Source organism: Citrobacter sp. S46_ASV_140, assembly GCF_018919545.1.
GTDB lineage: Bacteria > Pseudomonadota > Gammaproteobacteria > Enterobacterales > Enterobacteriaceae > Citrobacter > Citrobacter braakii.
The window spans coordinates 25782-44510 of the sequence record NZ_JAHLRC010000031.1 but is presented as its reverse complement, the minus strand read 5'-3'; the positions used below and the strand labels follow the sequence as shown (position 1 = coordinate 44510).

Annotated in this window: 17 protein-coding genes; 10 read left to right on the top strand and 7 right to left on the bottom strand. The window is 55.9% G+C overall.

All coding sequences use genetic code 11. The features are described 5' to 3' along the window. Nucleotides 1-1447, top strand: a 1447-nt coding sequence (locus tag KQJ19_RS10800) for a thioesterase domain-containing protein (protein WP_216403649.1), incomplete at its 5' end; no start/stop codon positions are given. Between the two features lie 57 nt (nucleotides 1448-1504). On the opposite strand, the gene fepC is transcribed toward KQJ19_RS10800, so the two are convergent. Genes fepC through fepD form a run of 3 tightly spaced genes read right to left on the bottom strand, consistent with a single transcriptional unit; the run spans nucleotide 1505 to nucleotide 4319 of the window. Beyond that, nucleotides 1505-2326 carry an iron-enterobactin ABC transporter ATP-binding protein gene (gene fepC / locus KQJ19_RS10795; protein WP_016152192.1) on the bottom strand — a complete coding sequence of 274 codons (822 nt, stop codon included), beginning with the start codon at nucleotides 2324-2326 and terminating at the stop codon, nucleotides 1505-1507. Then, nucleotides 2323-3315 carry an iron-enterobactin ABC transporter permease gene (gene fepG, locus KQJ19_RS10790; RefSeq protein WP_016152193.1) on the bottom strand — a complete coding sequence of 331 codons (993 nt, stop codon included), beginning with the start codon at nucleotides 3313-3315 and terminating at the stop codon, nucleotides 2323-2325. Before fepG ends, fepC begins: the two co-directional genes overlap by 4 nt. Then, complete coding sequence (fepD, locus tag KQJ19_RS10785; RefSeq protein WP_216403648.1) at nucleotides 3312-4319, bottom strand: Fe(3+)-siderophore ABC transporter permease; 1008 nt, start codon at nucleotides 4317-4319, stop codon at nucleotides 3312-3314. The genes fepG and fepD overlap by 4 nt, the downstream gene beginning before the upstream one ends. Nucleotides 4320-4428: 109 nt before the next feature. Here fepD and entS point away from each other — a divergent pair, with 109 nt between their 5' ends. Next, nucleotides 4429-5667: an enterobactin transporter EntS gene (gene entS, locus KQJ19_RS10780; protein WP_216403647.1), complete on the top strand. Its 1239-nt coding sequence runs from the start codon at nucleotides 4429-4431 to the stop codon at nucleotides 5665-5667. Between the two features lie 58 nt (nucleotides 5668-5725). Here the strand turns inward: entS and fepB are convergent, their stop codons facing one another. Beyond that, nucleotides 5726-6682, bottom strand: a complete 957-nt coding sequence (gene fepB / locus KQJ19_RS10775) for a Fe2+-enterobactin ABC transporter substrate-binding protein (protein WP_016155944.1) — start codon at nucleotides 6680-6682, stop codon at nucleotides 5726-5728. Between the two features lie 187 nt (nucleotides 6683-6869). Between fepB and entC the strand changes: the two genes are divergently transcribed. From entC to KQJ19_RS10740, 7 genes are all read left to right on the top strand, one after another. Further along, nucleotides 6870-8045 (top strand): isochorismate synthase EntC, encoded by a 1176-nt coding sequence (gene entC, locus KQJ19_RS10770; protein WP_216403646.1) that lies wholly within the window; start codon nucleotides 6870-6872, stop codon nucleotides 8043-8045. A gap of 33 nt (nucleotides 8046-8078) precedes the next feature. Continuing rightward, nucleotides 8079-9689: a (2,3-dihydroxybenzoyl)adenylate synthase EntE gene (gene entE / locus KQJ19_RS10765; RefSeq protein WP_151222867.1), complete on the top strand. Its 1611-nt coding sequence runs from the start codon at nucleotides 8079-8081 to the stop codon at nucleotides 9687-9689. A 13-nt stretch (nucleotides 9690-9702) separates the two neighbouring features. Beyond that, complete coding sequence (locus KQJ19_RS10760; RefSeq protein WP_019076241.1) at nucleotides 9703-10560, top strand: isochorismatase; 858 nt, start codon at nucleotides 9703-9705, stop codon at nucleotides 10558-10560. Further along, on the top strand, nucleotides 10560-11315 hold the full coding sequence (gene entA / locus KQJ19_RS10755) for a 2,3-dihydro-2,3-dihydroxybenzoate dehydrogenase EntA (RefSeq protein ID WP_047501778.1): 756 nt from the start codon (nucleotides 10560-10562) through the stop codon (nucleotides 11313-11315). The genes KQJ19_RS10760 and entA overlap by 1 nt, the downstream gene beginning before the upstream one ends. A 2-nt stretch (nucleotides 11316-11317) precedes the next feature. After that, on the top strand, nucleotides 11318-11731 hold the full coding sequence (gene entH, locus KQJ19_RS10750; RefSeq protein ID WP_029139447.1) for a proofreading thioesterase EntH: 414 nt from the start codon (nucleotides 11318-11320) through the stop codon (nucleotides 11729-11731). 184 nt (nucleotides 11732-11915) lie between these two features. After that, nucleotides 11916-14021, top strand: a complete 2106-nt coding sequence (gene cstA / locus KQJ19_RS10745) for a pyruvate/proton symporter CstA (protein ID WP_016152202.1) — start codon at nucleotides 11916-11918, stop codon at nucleotides 14019-14021. Between the two features lie 63 nt (nucleotides 14022-14084). Further along, nucleotides 14085-14282 carry a YbdD/YjiX family protein gene (locus KQJ19_RS10740; RefSeq protein ID WP_019076244.1) on the top strand — a complete coding sequence of 66 codons (198 nt, stop codon included), beginning with the start codon at nucleotides 14085-14087 and terminating at the stop codon, nucleotides 14280-14282. 105 nt (nucleotides 14283-14387) lie between these two features. Here KQJ19_RS10740 and KQJ19_RS10735 read toward each other — a convergent pair whose 3' ends face one another. After that, complete coding sequence (locus KQJ19_RS10735) at nucleotides 14388-15476, bottom strand: oxidoreductase (protein WP_016152204.1); 1089 nt, start codon at nucleotides 15474-15476, stop codon at nucleotides 14388-14390. A gap of 132 nt (nucleotides 15477-15608) precedes the next feature. Between KQJ19_RS10735 and KQJ19_RS10730 the strand changes: the two genes are divergently transcribed. After that, on the top strand, nucleotides 15609-16769 hold the full coding sequence (locus KQJ19_RS10730; protein WP_141874960.1) for a pyridoxal phosphate-dependent aminotransferase: 1161 nt from the start codon (nucleotides 15609-15611) through the stop codon (nucleotides 16767-16769). On the opposite strand, the gene KQJ19_RS10725 is transcribed toward KQJ19_RS10730, so the two are convergent. Both KQJ19_RS10725 and KQJ19_RS10720 read right to left on the bottom strand, forming a co-directional pair. After that, nucleotides 16770-17387, bottom strand: coding sequence for a ParB/RepB/Spo0J family partition protein (locus KQJ19_RS10725; protein ID WP_047501774.1), 618 nt, complete (start codon nucleotides 17385-17387; stop codon nucleotides 16770-16772). Beyond that, entirely contained in the window at nucleotides 17372-18595 is a 1224-nt protein-coding gene (locus tag KQJ19_RS10720; RefSeq protein WP_049282451.1) for a phosphoadenosine phosphosulfate reductase, read from the bottom strand. Before KQJ19_RS10720 ends, KQJ19_RS10725 begins: the two co-directional genes overlap by 16 nt. Nucleotides 18596-18729 lie beyond the last annotated feature (134 nt).

Below are 18729 nucleotides of genomic sequence, written 5' to 3'. Positions count from 1 at the left end.
AGGATACCTGGGGCGAGCGGATCTAACCGCGAGCCGCTTTATCGCCGATCCATTTAACCCTGGTGAACGCATGTACCGTACCGGGGATGTGGCGCGCTGGCTGGAGAATGGCGCAGTGGAATACCTCGGGCGCAGCGATGACCAGCTTAAAATTCGCGGACAGCGCATTGAGCTCGGTGAGATTGATCGGGTGATGCAGCAACTGCCAGATGTCGAACATGCCGTTGCCCACGCCTGCGTATTCAACCAGGCGGCGGCGACAGGCGGCGATGCACGACAGTTGGTGGGGTATCTGGTGTCGCAATCGGGGTTACCGCTGGATACGTCTGCATTGCGAGAAACTCTGCGTGAAAAACTGCCTGCGCATATGGTGCCGACGGTATTGTTGCAACTGGCGGAGCTGCCGCTGAGTGCAAACGGTAAACTGGATCGTAAAGCGCTGCCGATGCCGCAGTTGACGTCGCGTACGTCAGGACGTGCGCCGCGAGCAGGGACTGAAACCGCCATTGCGCAGTCTTTTGCGGCTTTGCTGGATTGCGAGGTTAATGACGTAGAGGCTGACTTCTTTGCGCTTGGCGGACATTCGCTGCTGGCGATGAAGCTGGCAGCGCAGTTGAGCCGGATTTTTGAGCGTCAGGTAACGCCTGGGCAGATAATGGTGGCTTCTACTGTTGAACAACTGAGTGCACTGCTGGAGAGCAATGATGATGAACAGTCGCAGCGTCTGGGATTCGAGACGCTGCTGCCGCTGCGTGAAAGTCATGGCCCAACGCTGTTTTGCTTCCATCCGGCGTCGGGTTTCGCCTGGCAGTTTAGCGTGCTGTCGCGTTACCTCAGCCCGCAGTGGTCGATTATTGGCATTCAGTCGCCGCGACCGGATGGCCCTATGCAGACGGCGGAAAACCTTGATGCGGTATGCGAACATCACCTGGCAACGCTGCTCAGCCAGCAGCCTCATGGTCCCTATTATTTATTAGGCTACTCGCTGGGGGGGACGTTGGCGCAGGGAATCGCCGCACGCTTACATGCCAGAGGAGAGACAGTTGCATTCCTGGGGCTGCTGGATACCTGGCCGCCGGAAACGCAAAACTGGCAGGAAAAGGAGGCTAATGGGTTGGATCCCGCGGTACTGGCCGAGATCGAGCGTGAACGTGAAGCGTTTCTGGCAGCGCAGCAGGGGAATGCGTCAGAGGCCTTATTTAATGCTATCGAAGGTAACTACGCCGATGCGGTTCGCCTGCTCACCACGGCACACAGCGCGCCGTTTGCTGGTCACGCCACGCTGTTCGTTGCTGAGCGCACCTTAGTGCCGGGGGTCAGTCCTGAACGCAGTTGGTCACCGTGGATATCCAGTCTGGATGTATATCGTCAGGATTGCGCGCATGTTGATATCATAACTCCTGAAGCGTTTGAGAAGATTGGGCCAGTCATGCGTGACCTGCTCTAAAATATCCAATAAACGTCATCGGGTCAGCGTGTTAAACGCTGACCCGTGTAGTCATCCCTATAGAGATGACTGGGTATGAATTTTCGGTGTACGCCCAAGCGGCACCACTAACGGCGTTCCGGCAACCGGATCGTCGATAATCATACAGCGCAGACCATAGATTTTTTCAATAAGCTGCGCTGTGACGATCTCCTTCGGCGCACCCTCGGCAACAATTTTTCCGTCACGCAGCGCAATCAGATGCGTTGCATAGCGACACGCCTGATTAAGATCGTGCAGAACGGCGGCCAGCGTATACCCTTTCTCCCGGTTTAGCTCACTCAGCAGCTCCAGTAGATCGATCTGATGGCTGATATCCAGCCAGGTGGTAGGTTCGTCGAGCAGCATAATCGACGTTTCCTGCGCCAGCACCATCGCAATCCATGCGCGCTGGCGTTGTCCACCGGAAAGGGTATCCACACTTTGTGACGCAAGATGAGTGATTCCCGTCGCCTGCATTGCGTTTGAGACCGCGATTTCATCCTCATTTCGCCAGCGGGTAAACAATGGCTGGTGCGGGTAGCGCCCACGGGCAACCAGCTCCTGTACCGTAATATCACCCGGCGTGGTGGCGTTCTGCGCCAACAAACCTATTCTGCGAGCAACCTCTTTGCTGGCATAGTGCTGGATATGCTCGCCGTCGAGCCAGACCTTACCGTGCGCGGGCGTCATCAGACGACTAAGCGTGCGCAGTAGCGTTGATTTTCCGCAGCCGTTTGGCCCGATAATCGCGGTGAAGTGACCGTCTGGAATCGACACATTGAGGTTTTCCGCTACGGTAAATTTGCCATAACCCAGCGTTAACTGGTCGCCACGCAAACGGGCTACTGATTCGATCATTTTTTGCGGGACTCCTGAATTAACAAGACGATAAGATAAATACCGCCGAGGCTTACGGTGACAACGCCCACCGGAAGCTGATAAGGCATAAACAGCTGTTGGGCGCATAAATCCGCCATCAACAGCAGCAACGCGCCACACAGCGCCGACAGGGTTAATCCCCAGCGCGATGTGCCGCTAATCCGCCGCGCGATATGTGGGGCGACAAGGGCAATAAACGAGATAGGGCCAGCCAGCGCGGTGGCGGCAGCGGTCAGTACAACCGCAACCAGCATCATCATCAGACGTGAGCGCTCTACGCTGACGCCAAGCGCACAGGCGCTGTCATCACCCATTTCCAGTAAACGCATCCGGCGCACCAGCAGCGTGGCGCACACCAGCATAAGGATAATCAGTGGGGCAGAAGGCCAGGTTTTGGCCCAGGTCAGGCCATTGAGCGATCCGGCGTTCCACAGTCCGGCGGTCAGCGCGGTTTCTAATGATGCCTTCAGCAGTAGCCAGGTGTTGAACGCAACCAGCATGGCGCGTATGCCGATCCCAATAATAATCAGCCGAAAGGTGTCGATACCATTGCGCCAGGCGAGCGCCCAGACCACCAGAGACGTCAGGACCCCGCCAACCATGGCCGCAAGCGCGATAGCGGTGAGATGCTGTCCGAACAGCACCATTGCCACCAGCACACCGCTCCAGGCACCGGTATTGAAACCCATCACATCCGGGCTGCCCAGCGGGTTGCGCATCAGCGACTGGAATATTGCACCGCTCACGCCGAGCGCCGCGCCAATCAATAGCGCCATCAGCACGCGTGGCAAACGCCATTCGGTCACCACCAGCGTAATACTGCGCGGCGCATCGCCAAGCAGAGCGGCAATAATTTGCTGGGTTTCCAGCGTCACGACGCCGCTACGCAGGCTCCATAAGCCAACGGCGAGACAACCTACAACCAGCAGCAGGCTGCTGACTATCAGGCGGCGGGAGAGGTGCATCATGCGCCACCCCCGCGCGGTTTCCGGCGTACCAGAAAGATAAGCACCGGCGCGCCGATAAATGCGCTGACCACTGAAACGCGCAGTTCACCGGGGACAATCAGGCGACCGATGATATCGGCAATTAGCAACAGAGAGGGGGTTGCCAGCAGGGTAACGGGCAGCGACCAACGGTGATCTGCCCCCACCAGCCAGCGCGCCATATGCGGCATCATCAGGCCGATAAAGGCGATAGGGCCGACAATCGCGGTCGCACTGCCGCACAGTACGGTAATCACCAACAGGCCAATAAACTGCGTGCGAGCGACTTTGCTGCCAAGCGCGGTGGCGGTGTCGCTCCCGAGGTTCAGGCTATTCAGGGCGCGGCTAAGGAACAACGCGACAGCCGCGGCAATCAGTACCGGCACCAGGACGACCTTCAGCGTTTGCAGGCTGCGGATATCCAATGAACCGGCCTGCCAGAAACGCAACTGATCGTAGACATCCGGGTTGAGCAGGGCGATTCCGGTGGATAATCCTTCCAGCACCGCGCCCAGCGCAACGCCCGCCAGCGTCAGACGCACCGGGCTTAACTGCCCGCCGCCCTGGCTGCCGGTAAATGCCACTATAAGCGACGCGGCCAGTGCCCCGGAAAAGGCCATCAGCAGTTGTTCTTGCGCAGAGGAAAAGCCGAACAGCGCGGCTCCCAGCACAATAGCGAAGCTGGCACCGGAGTTAACGCCCAGAATGCCGGGATCGGCGAGAGGGTTACGCGTGAGCGTTTGCATTAATGCACCAGCCAGACCCAGCGCCCCACCGGCGAGCAGTCCCGCCAGCGTGCGCGGCAGTCGCGCGTCCAGCACGATGGTGCAATCAGCGCTTTGACAACTGCTGGTAAGTGCATCCAGCACCACGGAGGCCGGTAGCGACTTGGCGCCAATAACCAGACTTAATACCGTGGTGAGAACAAGTAATAACAATAGTCCGGGCACGGCGAAGGCACGTGTCGCGGAAACAGAGCATGACATATCAACTTCCCTGATAATGATAGTAATTATCGTTATCGATCTTATTTGGATATGTTAGCATGTGCAGCCATCGAATGGATATTGAAAAAGTACCTGGTAAGGCTCTGTAATGAATCGACAATCCTGGCTGCTCAATCTCAGCCTGTTAAAGACCCACCCTGCATTTCGCGCCGTCTTCCTCGCCCGTTTTATTTCCATTGTCTCTCTGGGGCTACTCGGCGTGGCGGTTCCGGTACAGATCCAGATGATGACCCAGTCGACCTGGCAGGTAGGTTTGTCAGTGACGTTGACCGGCAGCGCAATGTTTATTGGTCTGATGGTGGGCGGGGTGCTGGCCGACCGCTATGAGCGTAAAAAAGTGATCCTGTTGGCTCGTGGAACCTGCGGAATCGGCTTTATTGGTCTGTGTCTGAATGCGCTGCTGCCCGAACCGTCGTTACTGGCGATTTATTTGCTTGGCTTATGGGACGGTTTCTTTGCCTCGCTGGGCGTGACCGCGTTGCTGGCGGCAACACCGGCGCTGGTTGGCCGGGAGAATTTGATGCAGGCCGGGGCGATTACCATGCTGACGGTACGTCTGGGTTCGGTTATTTCGCCGATGCTTGGCGGGGTATTGCTCGCGACCGGTGGCGTGGCGTGGAACTACGGTCTGGCGGCGGCGGGCACTTTCATTACCTTGCTGCCGTTGCTGAGCCTTCCCGCGCTGCCGCCTCCGCCGCAGCCGCGCGAGCATCCGCTAAAATCGCTGCTGGCAGCATTTCGCTTTCTGCTTGCCAGCCCGCTGATTGGCGGCATTGCGCTGCTTGGCGGTCTGTTGACTATGGCGAGCGCCGTGCGCGTGTTGTATCCCGCGTTGGCGATTAACTGGCAAATGTCGAGTGCGCAAATAGGTCTGCTGTATGCGGCCATTCCTCTTGGCGCGGCGGTGGGCGCGTTGACCAGCGGGCAACTGGCGCACAGCGTGCGTCCGGGACTGATCATGCTGGTATCGACCGTGGCTTCGTTCCTGGCTATCGGTCTGTTTGGGTTGATGCCGGTCTGGGAGCTTGGCGTTGTCTGCCTGGCGCTGTTCGGCTGGCTGAGTGCGGTCAGCTCTTTGTTGCAGTACACCCTGTTACAGACGCAGACGCCAGAAGCGATGCTCGGGCGAATTAACGGTTTGTGGACTGCGCAGAACGTAACAGGAGATGCGATCGGCGCGGCGCTGTTAGGGGGGTTGGGGGCGATGATGACACCGGTTGCTTCGGCAAGCGTAAGTGGGTTTGGGCTGGTGATTGTCGGTCTGCTACTGCTGCTGTTGCTGGGAGACGTGCGCCGATTCCAACAAATGCCCGTGAATGCCGGATAGCGTTGTCTTCTACGGTTTGTAGGCCGGATAAGGCGTTAGCCGTATCCGGCGCTGGCGATTAAAAGAGAGCTGACAGACGTTGCAGCAGCAGGGTCGCGCTGTAGTAGTCGAGACGGAAGGTTTCCGTACCCAGGGCGTAAACACGTTTATTCTGCACGGCAGGCAGATGCGCCAGCAGCGGATTAGCATAAATGGCGTCGGCATCTTTGTTGTCGCCAGCGAACAGGAACAGCGCTTCGCCGTTCAGGCCAGCCGCCAGGTTCTCACCGCCAAGCTGGATGATATCGTGGCGTTTGCCCTGACTCTGGCTGGTGTGCAATCCGGCAGGCAGCGGTGCCAGGGTGAAACCTAACTGCTCCATCAGCTTGCCCTGCGCCGACTCAGGCGTCCACAGGTTGGCGCTGTGCGCTGCAGCGGTGTACACCAGCGCGCTGACCGGTTGCGGCGGCAGGGTAATACGCTGCTTGACCGCCTGCAGTTGCTTATCAAACTCGGCAATACGCGCAGCCGCCTGTTGCTCCTGACCGGTAATTTCACCTAACTGCGTCAGCAGCGCCTGCCAGCTTTTGTCGTCGTAATTAATGATTAGCGTTGGCGCAATGGTGGACAACTGATCGTATAGCGCGAGGGCTGAATCTCCCCCGGTGGCGCTGATCAGAATCAGATCCGGCATTTGCGCCGCCACGGCCTCAGCGCTCGGTTCGCCGATATACAGGCGGCTCAGTTTGCGCGCCTTTGCCACTTCGCTCCACTGGCGTAAAAAGCCCTGTGCATCGCCGATACGATTGTTCGGCGTAGTAGCGCCGCTGGCGATGACCGGGGCATCAATTGCCAGCAGCGAGCCGGTGAGGGTGACGCTGGTGGAGACAATTCGCTGCGGCTTATGTTCCAGCGTATGCGTACCACGACTGTCGGTAACCTGACGCGGCCAGTCGGCGGCATAACCTGAAGAAATTCCTGAAATAGACAAACCTGCCAGTAAGAGCACGGTGCGGCAAAAAGAGGGGAGACTCACGAATCAGCATCCTGTTATCAGTATAAGTAATGCTTCTCATTTTCATTGTTAGTGGACAAGGATGCAAGCCAAAGTCGCACATTGTGCTGCCACAAGAGTTGACATACCGCCGCTTTGCTTTTAGGTTAGCGACCGAAAATATAAATGATAATCATTATTAGAGCTTTTATCATTTTTGGAGGATGATATGGAAACGTCACTGGCCGAGGAAAAAACGCAGACTATGCCGACGCTCGCTCCCGACAGTTTTTTCTTTATGTCGCCGTACCGTAGTTTTACGACGTCAGGATGCTTCGCCCGCTATGCGGAACCGGCAATTGATGGCGATTCGCCAGACAGCCCTTTCCAACAAAAAATGCATGCGCTGTTTGCTGATGCCAAAGCGCAGGGTATCGCTAACCCCATCATGGTCGGGGCGATTCCTTTTGACACCCGCCAGCCGTCATCGCTGTTTATTCCCCAGTCGTGGCAGACGTTCTCCCGAACGGCGAAGCAGCAATCATCTCGTTACTTTAACGCGTATCAGTCGCTGAACGTTGTTGAACGTAAATCGATCCCGGAACAGAACTTCTTTGAAGATATGGTCGCTCGCGCGGCTGCGCTGACGGCAACCCCGGAAGTCGACAAAGTGGTGTTGTCACGCCTGATCGATATCACCGCTGATGCCAATATTGACAGCGGGGCGCTGCTGGAGCGCCTGGTGGCGCAAAATCCGGCGAGCTACAACTTTCACGTTCCCCTTGAAGACGGTGGCGTATTGATTGGCGCCAGTCCGGAACTGCTGTTACGCAAAGAAGGCGATCGTTTCAGCTCATTACCGCTGGCAGGCTCGGCACGTCGTCAACCGGACGATGTGCTGGACCGTGAGGCGGGCATCCGCCTGCTGGCGTCCGAAAAGGATCGCCATGAGCACGAACTGGTGACGCAGGCCATGAAAAATGTCCTGCGCGATCGCAGCCGTGAACTGCAACTCCCTTCTTCTCCGCAACTGGTCACCACGCCTACGCTCTGGCACCTCGGCACGCCGTTTGAAGGTAAAGCCAACGCGCAAGAAAACGCCCTGACGCTCGCGTGCCTGCTGCATCCGACGCCTGCGCTGAGCGGCTTCCCGCATCAGGTTGCGCGCAAACTTATCGCCGAGCTGGAGCCGTTCGATCGCGAACTGTTCGGTGGCATTGTCGGCTGGTGTGATGCCCAAGGTAACGGCGAATGGGTGGTGACGATCCGCTGTGCGAAGCTGCTGCGTAATCAGGTACGTTTCTTTGCCGGTGCCGGGATTGTTCCGGCTTCGTCCCCGGTTGCGGAATGGCGTGAAACGGGAGCCAAACTCTCCACGATGTTGAATGTTTTTGGACTGCATTAAGAGCCTTATTGACCAGGCCTCTAAGGAGCGATAATGAGTATTCCTTTCACCCGTTGGCCGGAGGAGTTTGCCCGCCGCTATCGTGAAAAAGGTTACTGGCAGGATTTGCCGCTGACCGACATTCTGACCCGTCACGCCGACAGCGACCATACGGCGGTGATCGATGGCGAACGCCACCTGAGCTATCGCCAACTGAATCAGGCCACTGACAATCTCGCCTGCAGCCTGCGCCGTCAGGGGATCAAACCCGGCGAAACCGCGCTGGTACAACTGGGCAACGTGGCTGAGTTGTATATCACTTTCTTTGCGCTGCTCAAGCTGGGCGTAGCCCCGGTGCTGGCATTATTCAGCCATCAGCGAAACGAACTTAACGCCTATGCCAAACAGATCGAACCGGCGCTGCTGATTGCCGATCGTCAGCATGCGTTGTTTAGCGGAGACGATTTTCTTAACGCTTTTGTGGCTGAACACAATTCAGTGCGCGTGGTGCAACTGCGCAATGATGAAGGCGAACACAATCTGCAAACGGCGATAAGCCAGCCTGCGACTGATTTTTCCGCCACGCCATCGCCTGCTGATGAGGTGGCCTATTTCCAGCTTTCTGGCGGGACTACCGGGACGCCAAAGCTGATTCCTCGTACCCATAACGATTACTACTACAGCGTGCGTCGCAGCAATGAGATTTGCCGCTTCACCGGGGAAACGCGTTATTTATGCGCGATCCCGGCGGCGCATAACTACGCGATGAGTTCACCTGGCGCGTTGGGGGTATTCCTGGCTGGCGGCACCGTCGTGCTGGCGGCTGACCCGAGCGCCACCCTGTGCTTCCCTCTGATTGAACAGCATCAGGTTAACGTCACGGCGCTGGTGCCGCCAGCGGTGAGCCTGTGGCTGCAAGCAATTGCGGAGTGGGGGAGCAATGCGCAATTGGCTTCGCTGACGCTGCTACAGGTCGGTGGGGCACGGCTTTCCGCCTCGCTTGCGGCGCGTATTCCGGCGGAGATTGGCTGCCAGCTGCAGCAGGTCTTCGGCATGGCGGAAGGGCTGGTGAACTACACCCGTCTGGACGACAGCCCTGAACGCATCATCAATACCCAGGGCCGCCCGATGTGTCCCGATGATGAAGTCTGGGTAGCAGACGCTGACGGCAACCCTTTAGCCCAGGGAGAAACCGGGCGCCTGATGACGCGTGGCCCATACACCTTCCGCGGCTACTTCAACAGTCCTGAGCACAATGCCAGCGCCTTTGACGCCAACGGTTTTTACTGCTCCGGCGATCTGATCGCCATCGATCGAGATGGCTACATCACCGTCCAGGGACGCGAGAAGGATCAGATCAACCGCGGTGGGGAGAAGATCGCTGCAGAAGAGATTGAAAACCTGCTGCTGCGCCACCCGATGGTGATCCATGCAGCGCTGGTCAGTATGGATGACGAACTGATGGGCGAGAAAAGCTGTGCCTGGTTGGTGGTAAAAGAGCCGCTGCGAGCGGTGCAGGTGCGTCGTTTTCTACGCGAACAGGGCGTAGCGGAATTTAAATTACCTGACCGCGTGGAGTGCGTTGAGTCGTTACCGCTGACTCCGGTTGGGAAAGTAGATAAAAAACAATTACGTCAGTGGCTGGCATCACGTTCACTGGCCTGAAGGAGAATAAGAGATGGCAATTCCTAAACTGCAGGCTTATGCGCTACCCACGGCGCTTGATGTTCCGGTGAACAAAGTGGACTGGGCGTTTGACCCCGAACGCGCCGCGCTGCTGATCCACGACATGCAGGACTATTTTATCGGCTTTTGGGGCGATAACTGCCCGATGATGGAGCAGGTCGTCGCTAACATCGCCGCACTGCGTCAGTACTGCAAAGAGCATAACATTCCGGTGTATTACACCGCTCAGCCGAAAGAACAGAGTGATGAAGACCGCGCACTGCTCAATGATATGTGGGGACCGGGACTGACGCGTTCGCCGGAACAGCAAAAAATCGTAGAGGCGCTGGCGCCGGATGAAGCGGATACCATTCTGGTGAAATGGCGTTACAGCGCATTTCATCGCTCCCCGCTGGAACAGATGCTTAAGGAAACCGGACGTAATCAACTGATCATTACCGGCGTGTATGCGCATATTGGCTGTATGACCACCGCAACAGACGCCTTTATGCGCGACATCAAGCCGTTTATGGTTGCCGATGCGTTGGCAGACTTTAGCCGTGACGAACATCTGATGTCGCTGAAATACGTGGCGGGACGCTCCGGGCGTGTGGTGATGACTCAGGAATTATTACCGACGCCGGTACCGGCCAGCAAAGATGCGTTACGCAGCGTTATTCTGCCGCTGCTCGATGAGTCCGAAGAGCCGATGGATGACGAAAACCTGATCGACTACGGACTGGATTCTGTGCGCATGATGGCGCTGGCGGCGCGCTGGCGTAAGGTTCATGGCGATATTGACTTCGTGATGCTGGCGAAAAACCCGACCATTGACGCCTGGTGGACGCTGCTCTCTCGCGAGGTGAAGTAATGTCTGGATTTGACTTCGCAGGGAAAACCGTCTGGGTAAGCGGCGCGGGAAAAGGAATTGGCTACACCACGGCGCTGGCGTTTGTGAAAGCGGGTGCTGAGGTGACAGGATTCGATCGTGAATTTTCTCAGGATAACTACCCGTTTGCCACCGAAGTGCTGGATGTGGCGAATGCTGAACAGGTGGCTGAGGTGTGTCAGCGCGTCCTGCAAACGCGCGAGCGGTTGGATGTGTTGGTCAATGCGGCGGGTATTTTGCGTATGGGGGCCACCGATGCGCTGAGCATTGAGGAGTGGCAGCAGACGTTTGCGGTTAACGTTGGTGGGGCGTTCAATCTGTTTCAGCAGACGATGGCGCAGTTTCGTCGCCAGCAGGGCGGGGCAATCGTGACCGTCGCGTCGGATGCGGCGCACACGCCGCGTATCGGTATGAGCGCATACGGTGCGTCAAAAGCCGCGCTGAAAAACCTGGCACTGACCGTCGGACTTGAACTGGCAGGCAGCGGTGTGCGTTGCAATGTGGTTTCGCCAGGCTCGACCGACACCGACATGCAGCGTACGTTGTGGGTCAGCGATGACGCGGAGCAACAGCGCATTCGTGGGTTTGGCGAGCAGTTTAAGCTCGGCATTCCGCTGGGGAAAATCGCTCGTCCACAGGAAATCGCTAACACGATTTTATTCCTCGCTTCCGATCTGGCGAGCCACATTACGCTTCAGGATATCGTGGTGGACGGCGGCTCCACGCTGGGGGCATGACGATGATCTGGAAACGTCATTTAACGCTGGATGAACTGAATGCCACCAGTCAGAACACGATGGTGGCGCATTTAGGCATGGTCTATACCCGACTGGGGGATGATGTGCTGGAAGCCGAAATGCCGGTGGATAGCCGGACGCATCAGCCGTTTGGCCTACTGCACGGCGGCGCGTCGGCGGCCCTGGCGGAAACATTGGGTTCGATGGCGGGTTATCTGATGACTCGCGACGGGCAGTGTGTGGTGGGTACGGAACTGAACGCCACGCACCATCGGGCGGTTGCGCAGGGGAAAGTGCGCGGCGTTTGCCAGCCGCTGCACCTCGGGCGTCAGAGTCAAAGCTGGGAAATCGTCATCTTTGATGAGCAGGGACGACGCTGTTGCACCTGTCGTTTAGGCACTGCGGTGATGGGGTGAGTCGCCCGACAAAGTAAAATGAAATTGCAGGGTTAACGGCTAAATGAAGTGATCCAGTTAACAATGCAATGTAAATACTCAGTGATACTTCGGGTTTACATGGTTGTCAGGTTGTTAAATTCAGAAAAGATGTTATAGAAACAAAATGTAACATCTCTCTGACCAGGACAACGGAAAACCAAGTATGAATAAATCAGGGAAGTACCTCGTCTGGACAGTGCTCTCCGTTATGGGAGCATTTGCCCTCGGCTATATCGCATTAAATCGTGGCGAACAGATCAACGCGTTGTGGATAGTCGTGGCGTCGGTCTGTGTCTACCTTATCGCTTACCGTTTCTACGGCCTGTACATCGCGAAAAATGTACTGGCGCTGGACCCGACGCGTATGACGCCAGCTGTGCGTCATAACGATGGTCTGGACTATGTTCCTACCGATAAAAAAGTGCTGTTTGGCCACCATTTCGCGGCGATTGCTGGAGCGGGTCCATTAGTTGGACCGGTGCTGGCGGCGCAAATGGGCTATCTGCCGGGTATGATCTGGCTGCTTGCCGGGGTGGTACTGGCGGGGGCGGTGCAGGACTTTATGGTGCTGTTTGTTTCTACCCGTCGCGATGGTCGTTCCCTTGGCGAACTGGTGAAAGAAGAGATGGGCCCAACGGCGGGCGTCATTGCGCTGGTGGCCTGTTTTATGATCATGGTGATTATCCTCGCGGTACTGGCGATGATCGTCGTGAAAGCGCTGACCCACAGCCCGTGGGGAACCTACACCGTCGCCTTTACTATCCCGCTGGCGATCTTCATGGGGATTTACCTGCGTTATCTGCGCCCGGGCCGCATTGGTGAAGTGTCGGTCATCGGTCTGGTATTCCTGGTGTTTGCTATTATTTCCGGCGGCTGGGTGGCTGAAAGCCCGACCTGGGCACCGTACTTTGACTTTACCGGCGTACAGTTGACCTGGATGCTGGTGGGATACGGCTTTGTCGCCGCCGTATTGCCGGTGTGGTTGCTGCTGGCGCCGCGTGATTATCTCTCTACCTTCCTGAAAATCGGTACCATTGTTGGTCTGGCGGTAGGGATTCTGATCATGCGTCCGACGCTGACCATGCCTGCGCTGACCAAGTTTGTTGACGGTACAGGCCCGGTCTGGAGCGGTAACCTGTTCCCGTTCCTGTTTATTACCATCGCCTGCGGTGCGGTCTCTGGTTTCCACGCGCTGATTGCCTCCGGCACCACGCCGAAGATGCTGGCGAATGAAGGTCAGGCCTGTTTTATTGGCTACGGCGGGATGCTGATGGAATCCTTTGTCGCCATTATGGCGCTGGTGGCGGCCTGCGTTATCGACCCGGGCGTCTACTTTGCGATGAACAGCCCGATGGCTGTACTGGCACCTGCCGGAACCACCGATGTGGTTGCGTCAGCGGCACAGGTTGTGAGCAGTTGGGGCTTTGTTATCACGCCTGATACGCTGCATCAGATTGCGAACGATGTCGGCGAACAATCCATTATCTCCCGCGCAGGCGGTGCGCCGACGCTGGCAGTGGGCATGGCGTATATTCTGCATGGTGCGCTGGGTGGCATGATGGATGTGGCGTTCTGGTATCACTTCGCCATTCTCTTTGAAGCCCTGTTTATTCTGACGGCGGTAGACGCCGGTACGCGCGCCGCACGCTTTATGCTGCAGGATCTGCTGGGCGTGGTGTCACCGGGTCTGAAACGTACCGATTCGCTGCCTGCGAACCTGCTGGCAACGGCGCTGTGCGTGCTGGCCTGGGGTTACTTCTTGCACCAGGGCGTGGTGGATCCATTGGGTGGTATTAATACCCTGTGGCCACTGTTTGGTATCGCCAACCAGATGCTGGCCGGTATGGCGTTGATGCTTTGCGCGGTGGTGCTGTTCAAGATGAAACGTCAGCGCTACGCGTGGGTGGCGCTGGTGCCAACGGCCTGGCTGCTGATTTGTACCCTGACCGCCGGCTGGCAGAAAGCGTTTAGCCCGGATGCGAAAATTGGCTTCCTCGCCATCGCTAACAAGTTCCAGGCGATGATCGACAGCGGTAATATTCCGGCGCAGTACACTCAGTCGCAGCTGACGCAGTTGGTGTTTAACAACCGCCTGGATGCGGGTCTCACTATCTTCTTCATGGTAGTCGTTGTGGTGCTAGGTCTGTTCTCCATCAAAACTGCACTGGCAGCACTGAAAGAGGACAAACCTACGTCGAAAGAAACGCCATACGAACCGATGCCTGAGAATGTCGAAGAGATCGTGGCGCAGGCGAAAGGCGCGCACTAATATTCTCTTAACCAACGAGCCCTCTCCTGAATGGGGAGGGCGTTTGTTCGACAGGGAACCACTATGTTTGAAACGCTCTCTAAAGCCGGGAAGTATTTGGGTCAAACCGCCCGATTAATGATAGGTGTGCCGGATTACGACAACTATGTTGAGCATATGCGCGTCACGCATCCGGACCTGACGCCAATGACCTACGAAGAATTTTTCCGCGAACGCCAGGATGCGCGCTACGGGGGGAAAGGCGGCGCGCGCTGCTGTTAATGCACTTCATCATTCAAGCTGCAGGCGTGTTCACCCTGGTCACTTACCTTTTGTAAGCTCCAGGGTTTCGCTGCGTTGCCGCCATCAGGCATCCCCGCACCATAATCACACCGTAAACGATTCTACTTTTTCGAAGGCTGCGCGCAGCGTCTGTGGCGTTAACGTTACCGGCAGCGCATGAATGGACTCCACCGGGCGCAGGGTGTGCGCAATCACGTTGTCGATTTCGGCGCGGTTGTTGATGTCCACTTCCAGTTGAGCCAACCGGGTTGGCAGGTTGAAGCGCTGATAGGCGGTAATTAACTGCGCCAGCACATCATCTTGTCCCAGCAGCGCGCTTTGCACCAGTATGCCGTACGCCACTTTGGTGCCATGTAAAAACTTCTCCGTTTGCGGGAGCACGGTCAGGCCATTATGTACCGAATGCGCCGCCGCCACGCGGGTGTAGCGCTCACCCAGACCGCCGACCATGCCGCCTCCGGCAATAATTGCATCCACCACATCGCAAAATGTGCGGCTCAACGTGCCTTGTTGCTTATCGACCAGCGCCTGCTCGCTGCTTTCCAACAGGACGTCGCGGATCGTCTGCGCAGCATGGATACCCAGACGTACGGTCAGAGGCAGGTTTTCCGGCTCAGGCGCGAGCACGACGGCCTCGTACCATTTCGCCAGCGTGTCGCCGATCCCTGCCAGTAAGTATTCTTCAGGCGCATTGAGAACGATCTCTGGCTCGACCAGCACGAGGAAATTGGCGTCAGCGAAAATTTCGAAATGCAGCGCCTGGCCTGCATCGTTGTACCAGACGGAGAGCGGTGTCCATGCGGCGCAGGTCGCTGCGATAGTAGGAATACCGACAAAAGGCAGACCCAGACGACGAGCCAGCGCTTTGGCTGTGTCGAGCAATGTCCCGCCGCCCACACCAATCACCACGCTGCGATTCTCTCCTGACTCTTTTGCCAGTTGAGTAACATCGGTTTCGCTGCAATGTCCCGTAAACAGCAGGTGCCTGGCATCGGCAAGATGAAATGCCTCAGGCAGATAAGGGCGGGCCGCGTCGATGGCGCGTTCACCGTACACCCAGACGGCGCGTGAGAGTTGCTCTGCGGTGAAAAAATCGTTGAGTCTTGACAGGCTGCCGGGATGGGAAAAATAGTTGGCCGGGCCGGTGACGACGCGAATCTCGGTATTACTCATGTTGTGTTGTCCTTTTGGCTGTCCTGTCAATGCAGGTTATTTTTATATAGACGTCTGAACGTCTTGATTGCCAAATACTAGCATCGTGCTATAGTGGCTTCAACCACAACATCACCCGCTGGGATAACAATAATGAGTAATAACCCGCTGATTCCGCAAAGCAAACTGCCTAATCTTGGCACCACTATCTTCACGCAAATGAGCGCGCTGGCGCAGCAGCATCAGGCCATTAACCTCTCGCAGGGATTTCCTGATTTTGACGGGCCACTCTTTTTGCAGGAACGTCTGGCGTATCACGTCGCGCATGGCGCAAACCAGTATGCGCCGATGACGGGCGTACAGCCGCTGCGCGAAGCCATTGCGGATAAAACCGCGCAGTTGTACGGCTATAAACCTGATGCGAATAGTGAAGTGACCGTGACGGCGGGGGCCACAGAAGCGCTGTTCGCCGCAATTACGGCGCTGGTGCGTCCTGGCGATGAGGTGATTTGTTTTGACCCGAGCTACGACAGCTATGCGCCCGCGGTCGAATTATCCGGCGGCGTAGTTAAACGTATCGCGCTGCAACCGCCGTCTTTTCGCGTCGACTGGCAGGAATTTAGCGCTGTACTCAGCGAACGCACCCGACTGGTGATCCTTAACACGCCGCACAATCCTTCCGCCACCGTATGGCATCACGCCGATTTTGATGCCCTGTGGCAGGCGATTAGAGAACGCGAGATCTTTGTCATCAGCGACGAAGTTTATGAGCACATTTGCTTCGCCGGACAAGGACATGCCAGCGTGCTGGCGCATTCACAGCTGCGCGAACGCGCCGTTGCCGTTTCATCGTTTGGGAAGACCTACCATATGACCGGCTGGAAAGTCGGTTACTGCGTTGCGCCTGCCGCCATTAGCGCTGAATTACGCAAGGTACACCAGTATCTGACGTTCTCAGTGAATACGCCGGCTCAGCTGGCGCTGGCGGATATGCTGCGGGAGGATCCAACACACTATCGTGAGTTGCCAGCCTTTTATCAGAAAAAACGCGATGTGTTGGTGAACGCGCTGCGTGACAGCCGGCTGGAAATTTTGCCGTGTGAAGGCACCTATTTTCTGCTGGTCGATTACAGTGCCGTCTCCACGCTTAACGACGTTGAGTTTTGCCAGTGGCTGACCAAAGAAGTAGGCGTTGCCGCGATCCCGTTGTCGGTTTTCTGCGCCGATCCTTTCCCGCATAAGCTGATTCGCCTATGTTTTGCCAAGCAAGAATCGACGCTGCTGGCGGCAGCCGAACGTCTGGTTGCGCTGTAGCTATTTTACTGTCCAGGCTTTGGAGAAGCGACGGTCGGCAAACAACTCTTGCAGACCGTTAATTTGTTTCAGACGTAAAACCTCATCGTCGTCCATGCCTAACTCTTTACTGATTTTCTCTGCGCTCCATCCCAGTAGCGATAATTCACGAACGATTTCCGACATGGCATGAATTTTATGCCGCCCACGGGCACGGTTATGACGAATTGTCGCTGCCATGCGTTCATGGCGCTCACGCTGTAAACAGGTGACCGGCAGGTAGCCATGCAGGCGTGATTTCAGCGACGGTTTGCTTTTACCTAGCTCATGACGGTGGAAACCATCGACAATTTCGTATTCTTCCTCCGTGGAGTGAACTACCACGATGGGCTGCGTGAATCCGTCTGCTTCGAGGGATTTCTGCAGCAGCTTTTTCTCCGGAGGCGCAACGTTATTGGGGTTATAGTCATTGGGTGAGATATGCTCGTTTTTAATCCATAGTACACAGTCTACTGGCTCTTCACGAAAAGGGCTGACGCTGTGGATAGCCATTCTGAATTGGTTGATTGCTTCAATTCGTTCTTCTTCTGACAGCCCAGAAAGAAAACCAGTGAGTTCTTGAGTTAGTCGGTGTTGCATAAGATTCCCCATTGCTGGCGTTTTATTTTCATGCGTTCATTATAACGTTGGTAGTTTTTGGGTTTTGTGGGGCTGAATGACAGCGCCCGGCACCAGTAGTCGTTATTCAGCAGGACTTTACAGATACGCCGCCATGACGGAATATCCGCTGAGCCAATATCTTTTTCCTGAGTTTGCGGGATATTGTCCATGCCCTTTTTCTTATACCACTGCAAATAGATGGCGATTTTATTGCGATAATGCTCAGCGGTCTTTTCCGGCATGCTGTTGAGCAGCAGCATGGCGTATTCCTGCCAGTTTAAATGTTCGGGTTTCAATATTTTGCGGTGCCCGTAAAAATGGTTGTCCTGACCGGCATAAATTCCGCCACTTTTTACACCGCTGACACGGGCGCACATGGTTGCCCAACGCTCGGGTTCAATGACGTGATATAGCCATAATCCCTGACGCTGTTCCGGGCCAAAGGGCTCACAAATACGCATGTAACGTGTTGGGACACCGGCCTGATACATGAGATTGTATAAGGGATTGCACGACATTCTGGTTTTTGCGAACCAGGTCCAGATATCGGCAGTTTTCCAGTCATAAATCGGGTAAATATACCAGGTATGCCCGCCGGGGGCGCTGGTGGTCCAGGGTTTATCATCGGCAAAGCGCTGCTTTTGCGAATTGGCAATGGCGACAAAACGATTATATGACTCATCGGCGCGGATCCCGACCATCATGCCGGCTGGACGTTTCTCTGAATACCAGTCAGCGAACTCGCGAACAAATTGTTCAAAGGTCATGCCGGGTTGATAGAAGGAGAAATACTCTGGATCGGTTATGGCATCCGTGGGAGGCTGGCGAACCCACGGAGTACCTGGTTCCCAACACTGCCATTCTGGCTGAAATTGAGAGAGTGAATTCTGGGTGGTGAGCGGTAAAGCCACCCAATAAAAGCGCTCGATGACATCAGAATAACGTGCACGAAGCGCCTCAACATAATCAATAGTGCAGGAAAACTGGGCTTCCCAGTCGATAAATAGTACGTCAATTTTTTTATGCAGTTGGCGTGCAAGCATAGCTGTCAGATGTAACATCAGTCCTGAATCTTTCCCGCCGGAGAAAGAGACACAAACCCGAGGCAGAGTTTCCAGCGCCCAGGTTATGCGCTCCAGAGCGGCGTCCAGCACGTTTTGATCAAGCGGGATTTTATAAATAGACATATTAAACTCATATCAAAATTATTATTTAAAACAATAACAAATGCTGACAATAAGATATGCTAATTTTTTCCAGGTGCAACGTTTTAATACATTCATGGTTATTTTGAATTGCCTTCATTCATAAAAATATAAAA

Coding starts and splice junctions, on each gene's coding strand:
- fepC (WP_016152192.1), bottom strand. CDS start 2,326: ATGATCGAATCAGTAGCCCGTTTGCGTGGCGACCAGTTAACGCTGGGT.
- fepG (WP_016152193.1), bottom strand. CDS start 3,315: ATGATGCACCTCTCCCGCCGCCTGATAGTCAGCAGCCTGCTGCTGGTT.
- fepD (WP_216403648.1), bottom strand. CDS start 4,319: ATGTCATGCTCTGTTTCCGCGACACGTGCCTTCGCCGTGCCCGGACTA.
- entS (WP_216403647.1), top strand. CDS start 4,429: ATGAATCGACAATCCTGGCTGCTCAATCTCAGCCTGTTAAAGACCCAC.
- entC (WP_216403646.1), top strand. CDS start 6,870: ATGGAAACGTCACTGGCCGAGGAAAAAACGCAGACTATGCCGACGCTC.
- entE (WP_151222867.1), top strand. CDS start 8,079: ATGAGTATTCCTTTCACCCGTTGGCCGGAGGAGTTTGCCCGCCGCTAT.
- KQJ19_RS10760 (WP_019076241.1), top strand. CDS start 9,703: ATGGCAATTCCTAAACTGCAGGCTTATGCGCTACCCACGGCGCTTGAT.
- entA (WP_047501778.1), top strand. CDS start 10,560: ATGTCTGGATTTGACTTCGCAGGGAAAACCGTCTGGGTAAGCGGCGCG.
- entH (WP_029139447.1), top strand. CDS start 11,318: ATGATCTGGAAACGTCATTTAACGCTGGATGAACTGAATGCCACCAGT.
- cstA (WP_016152202.1), top strand. CDS start 11,916: ATGAATAAATCAGGGAAGTACCTCGTCTGGACAGTGCTCTCCGTTATG.
- KQJ19_RS10740 (WP_019076244.1), top strand. CDS start 14,085: ATGTTTGAAACGCTCTCTAAAGCCGGGAAGTATTTGGGTCAAACCGCC.
- KQJ19_RS10735 (WP_016152204.1), bottom strand. CDS start 15,476: ATGAGTAATACCGAGATTCGCGTCGTCACCGGCCCGGCCAACTATTTT.
- KQJ19_RS10730 (WP_141874960.1), top strand. CDS start 15,609: ATGAGTAATAACCCGCTGATTCCGCAAAGCAAACTGCCTAATCTTGGC.
- KQJ19_RS10725 (WP_047501774.1), bottom strand. CDS start 17,387: ATGCAACACCGACTAACTCAAGAACTCACTGGTTTTCTTTCTGGGCTG.
- KQJ19_RS10720 (WP_049282451.1), bottom strand. CDS start 18,595: ATGTCTATTTATAAAATCCCGCTTGATCAAAACGTGCTGGACGCCGCT.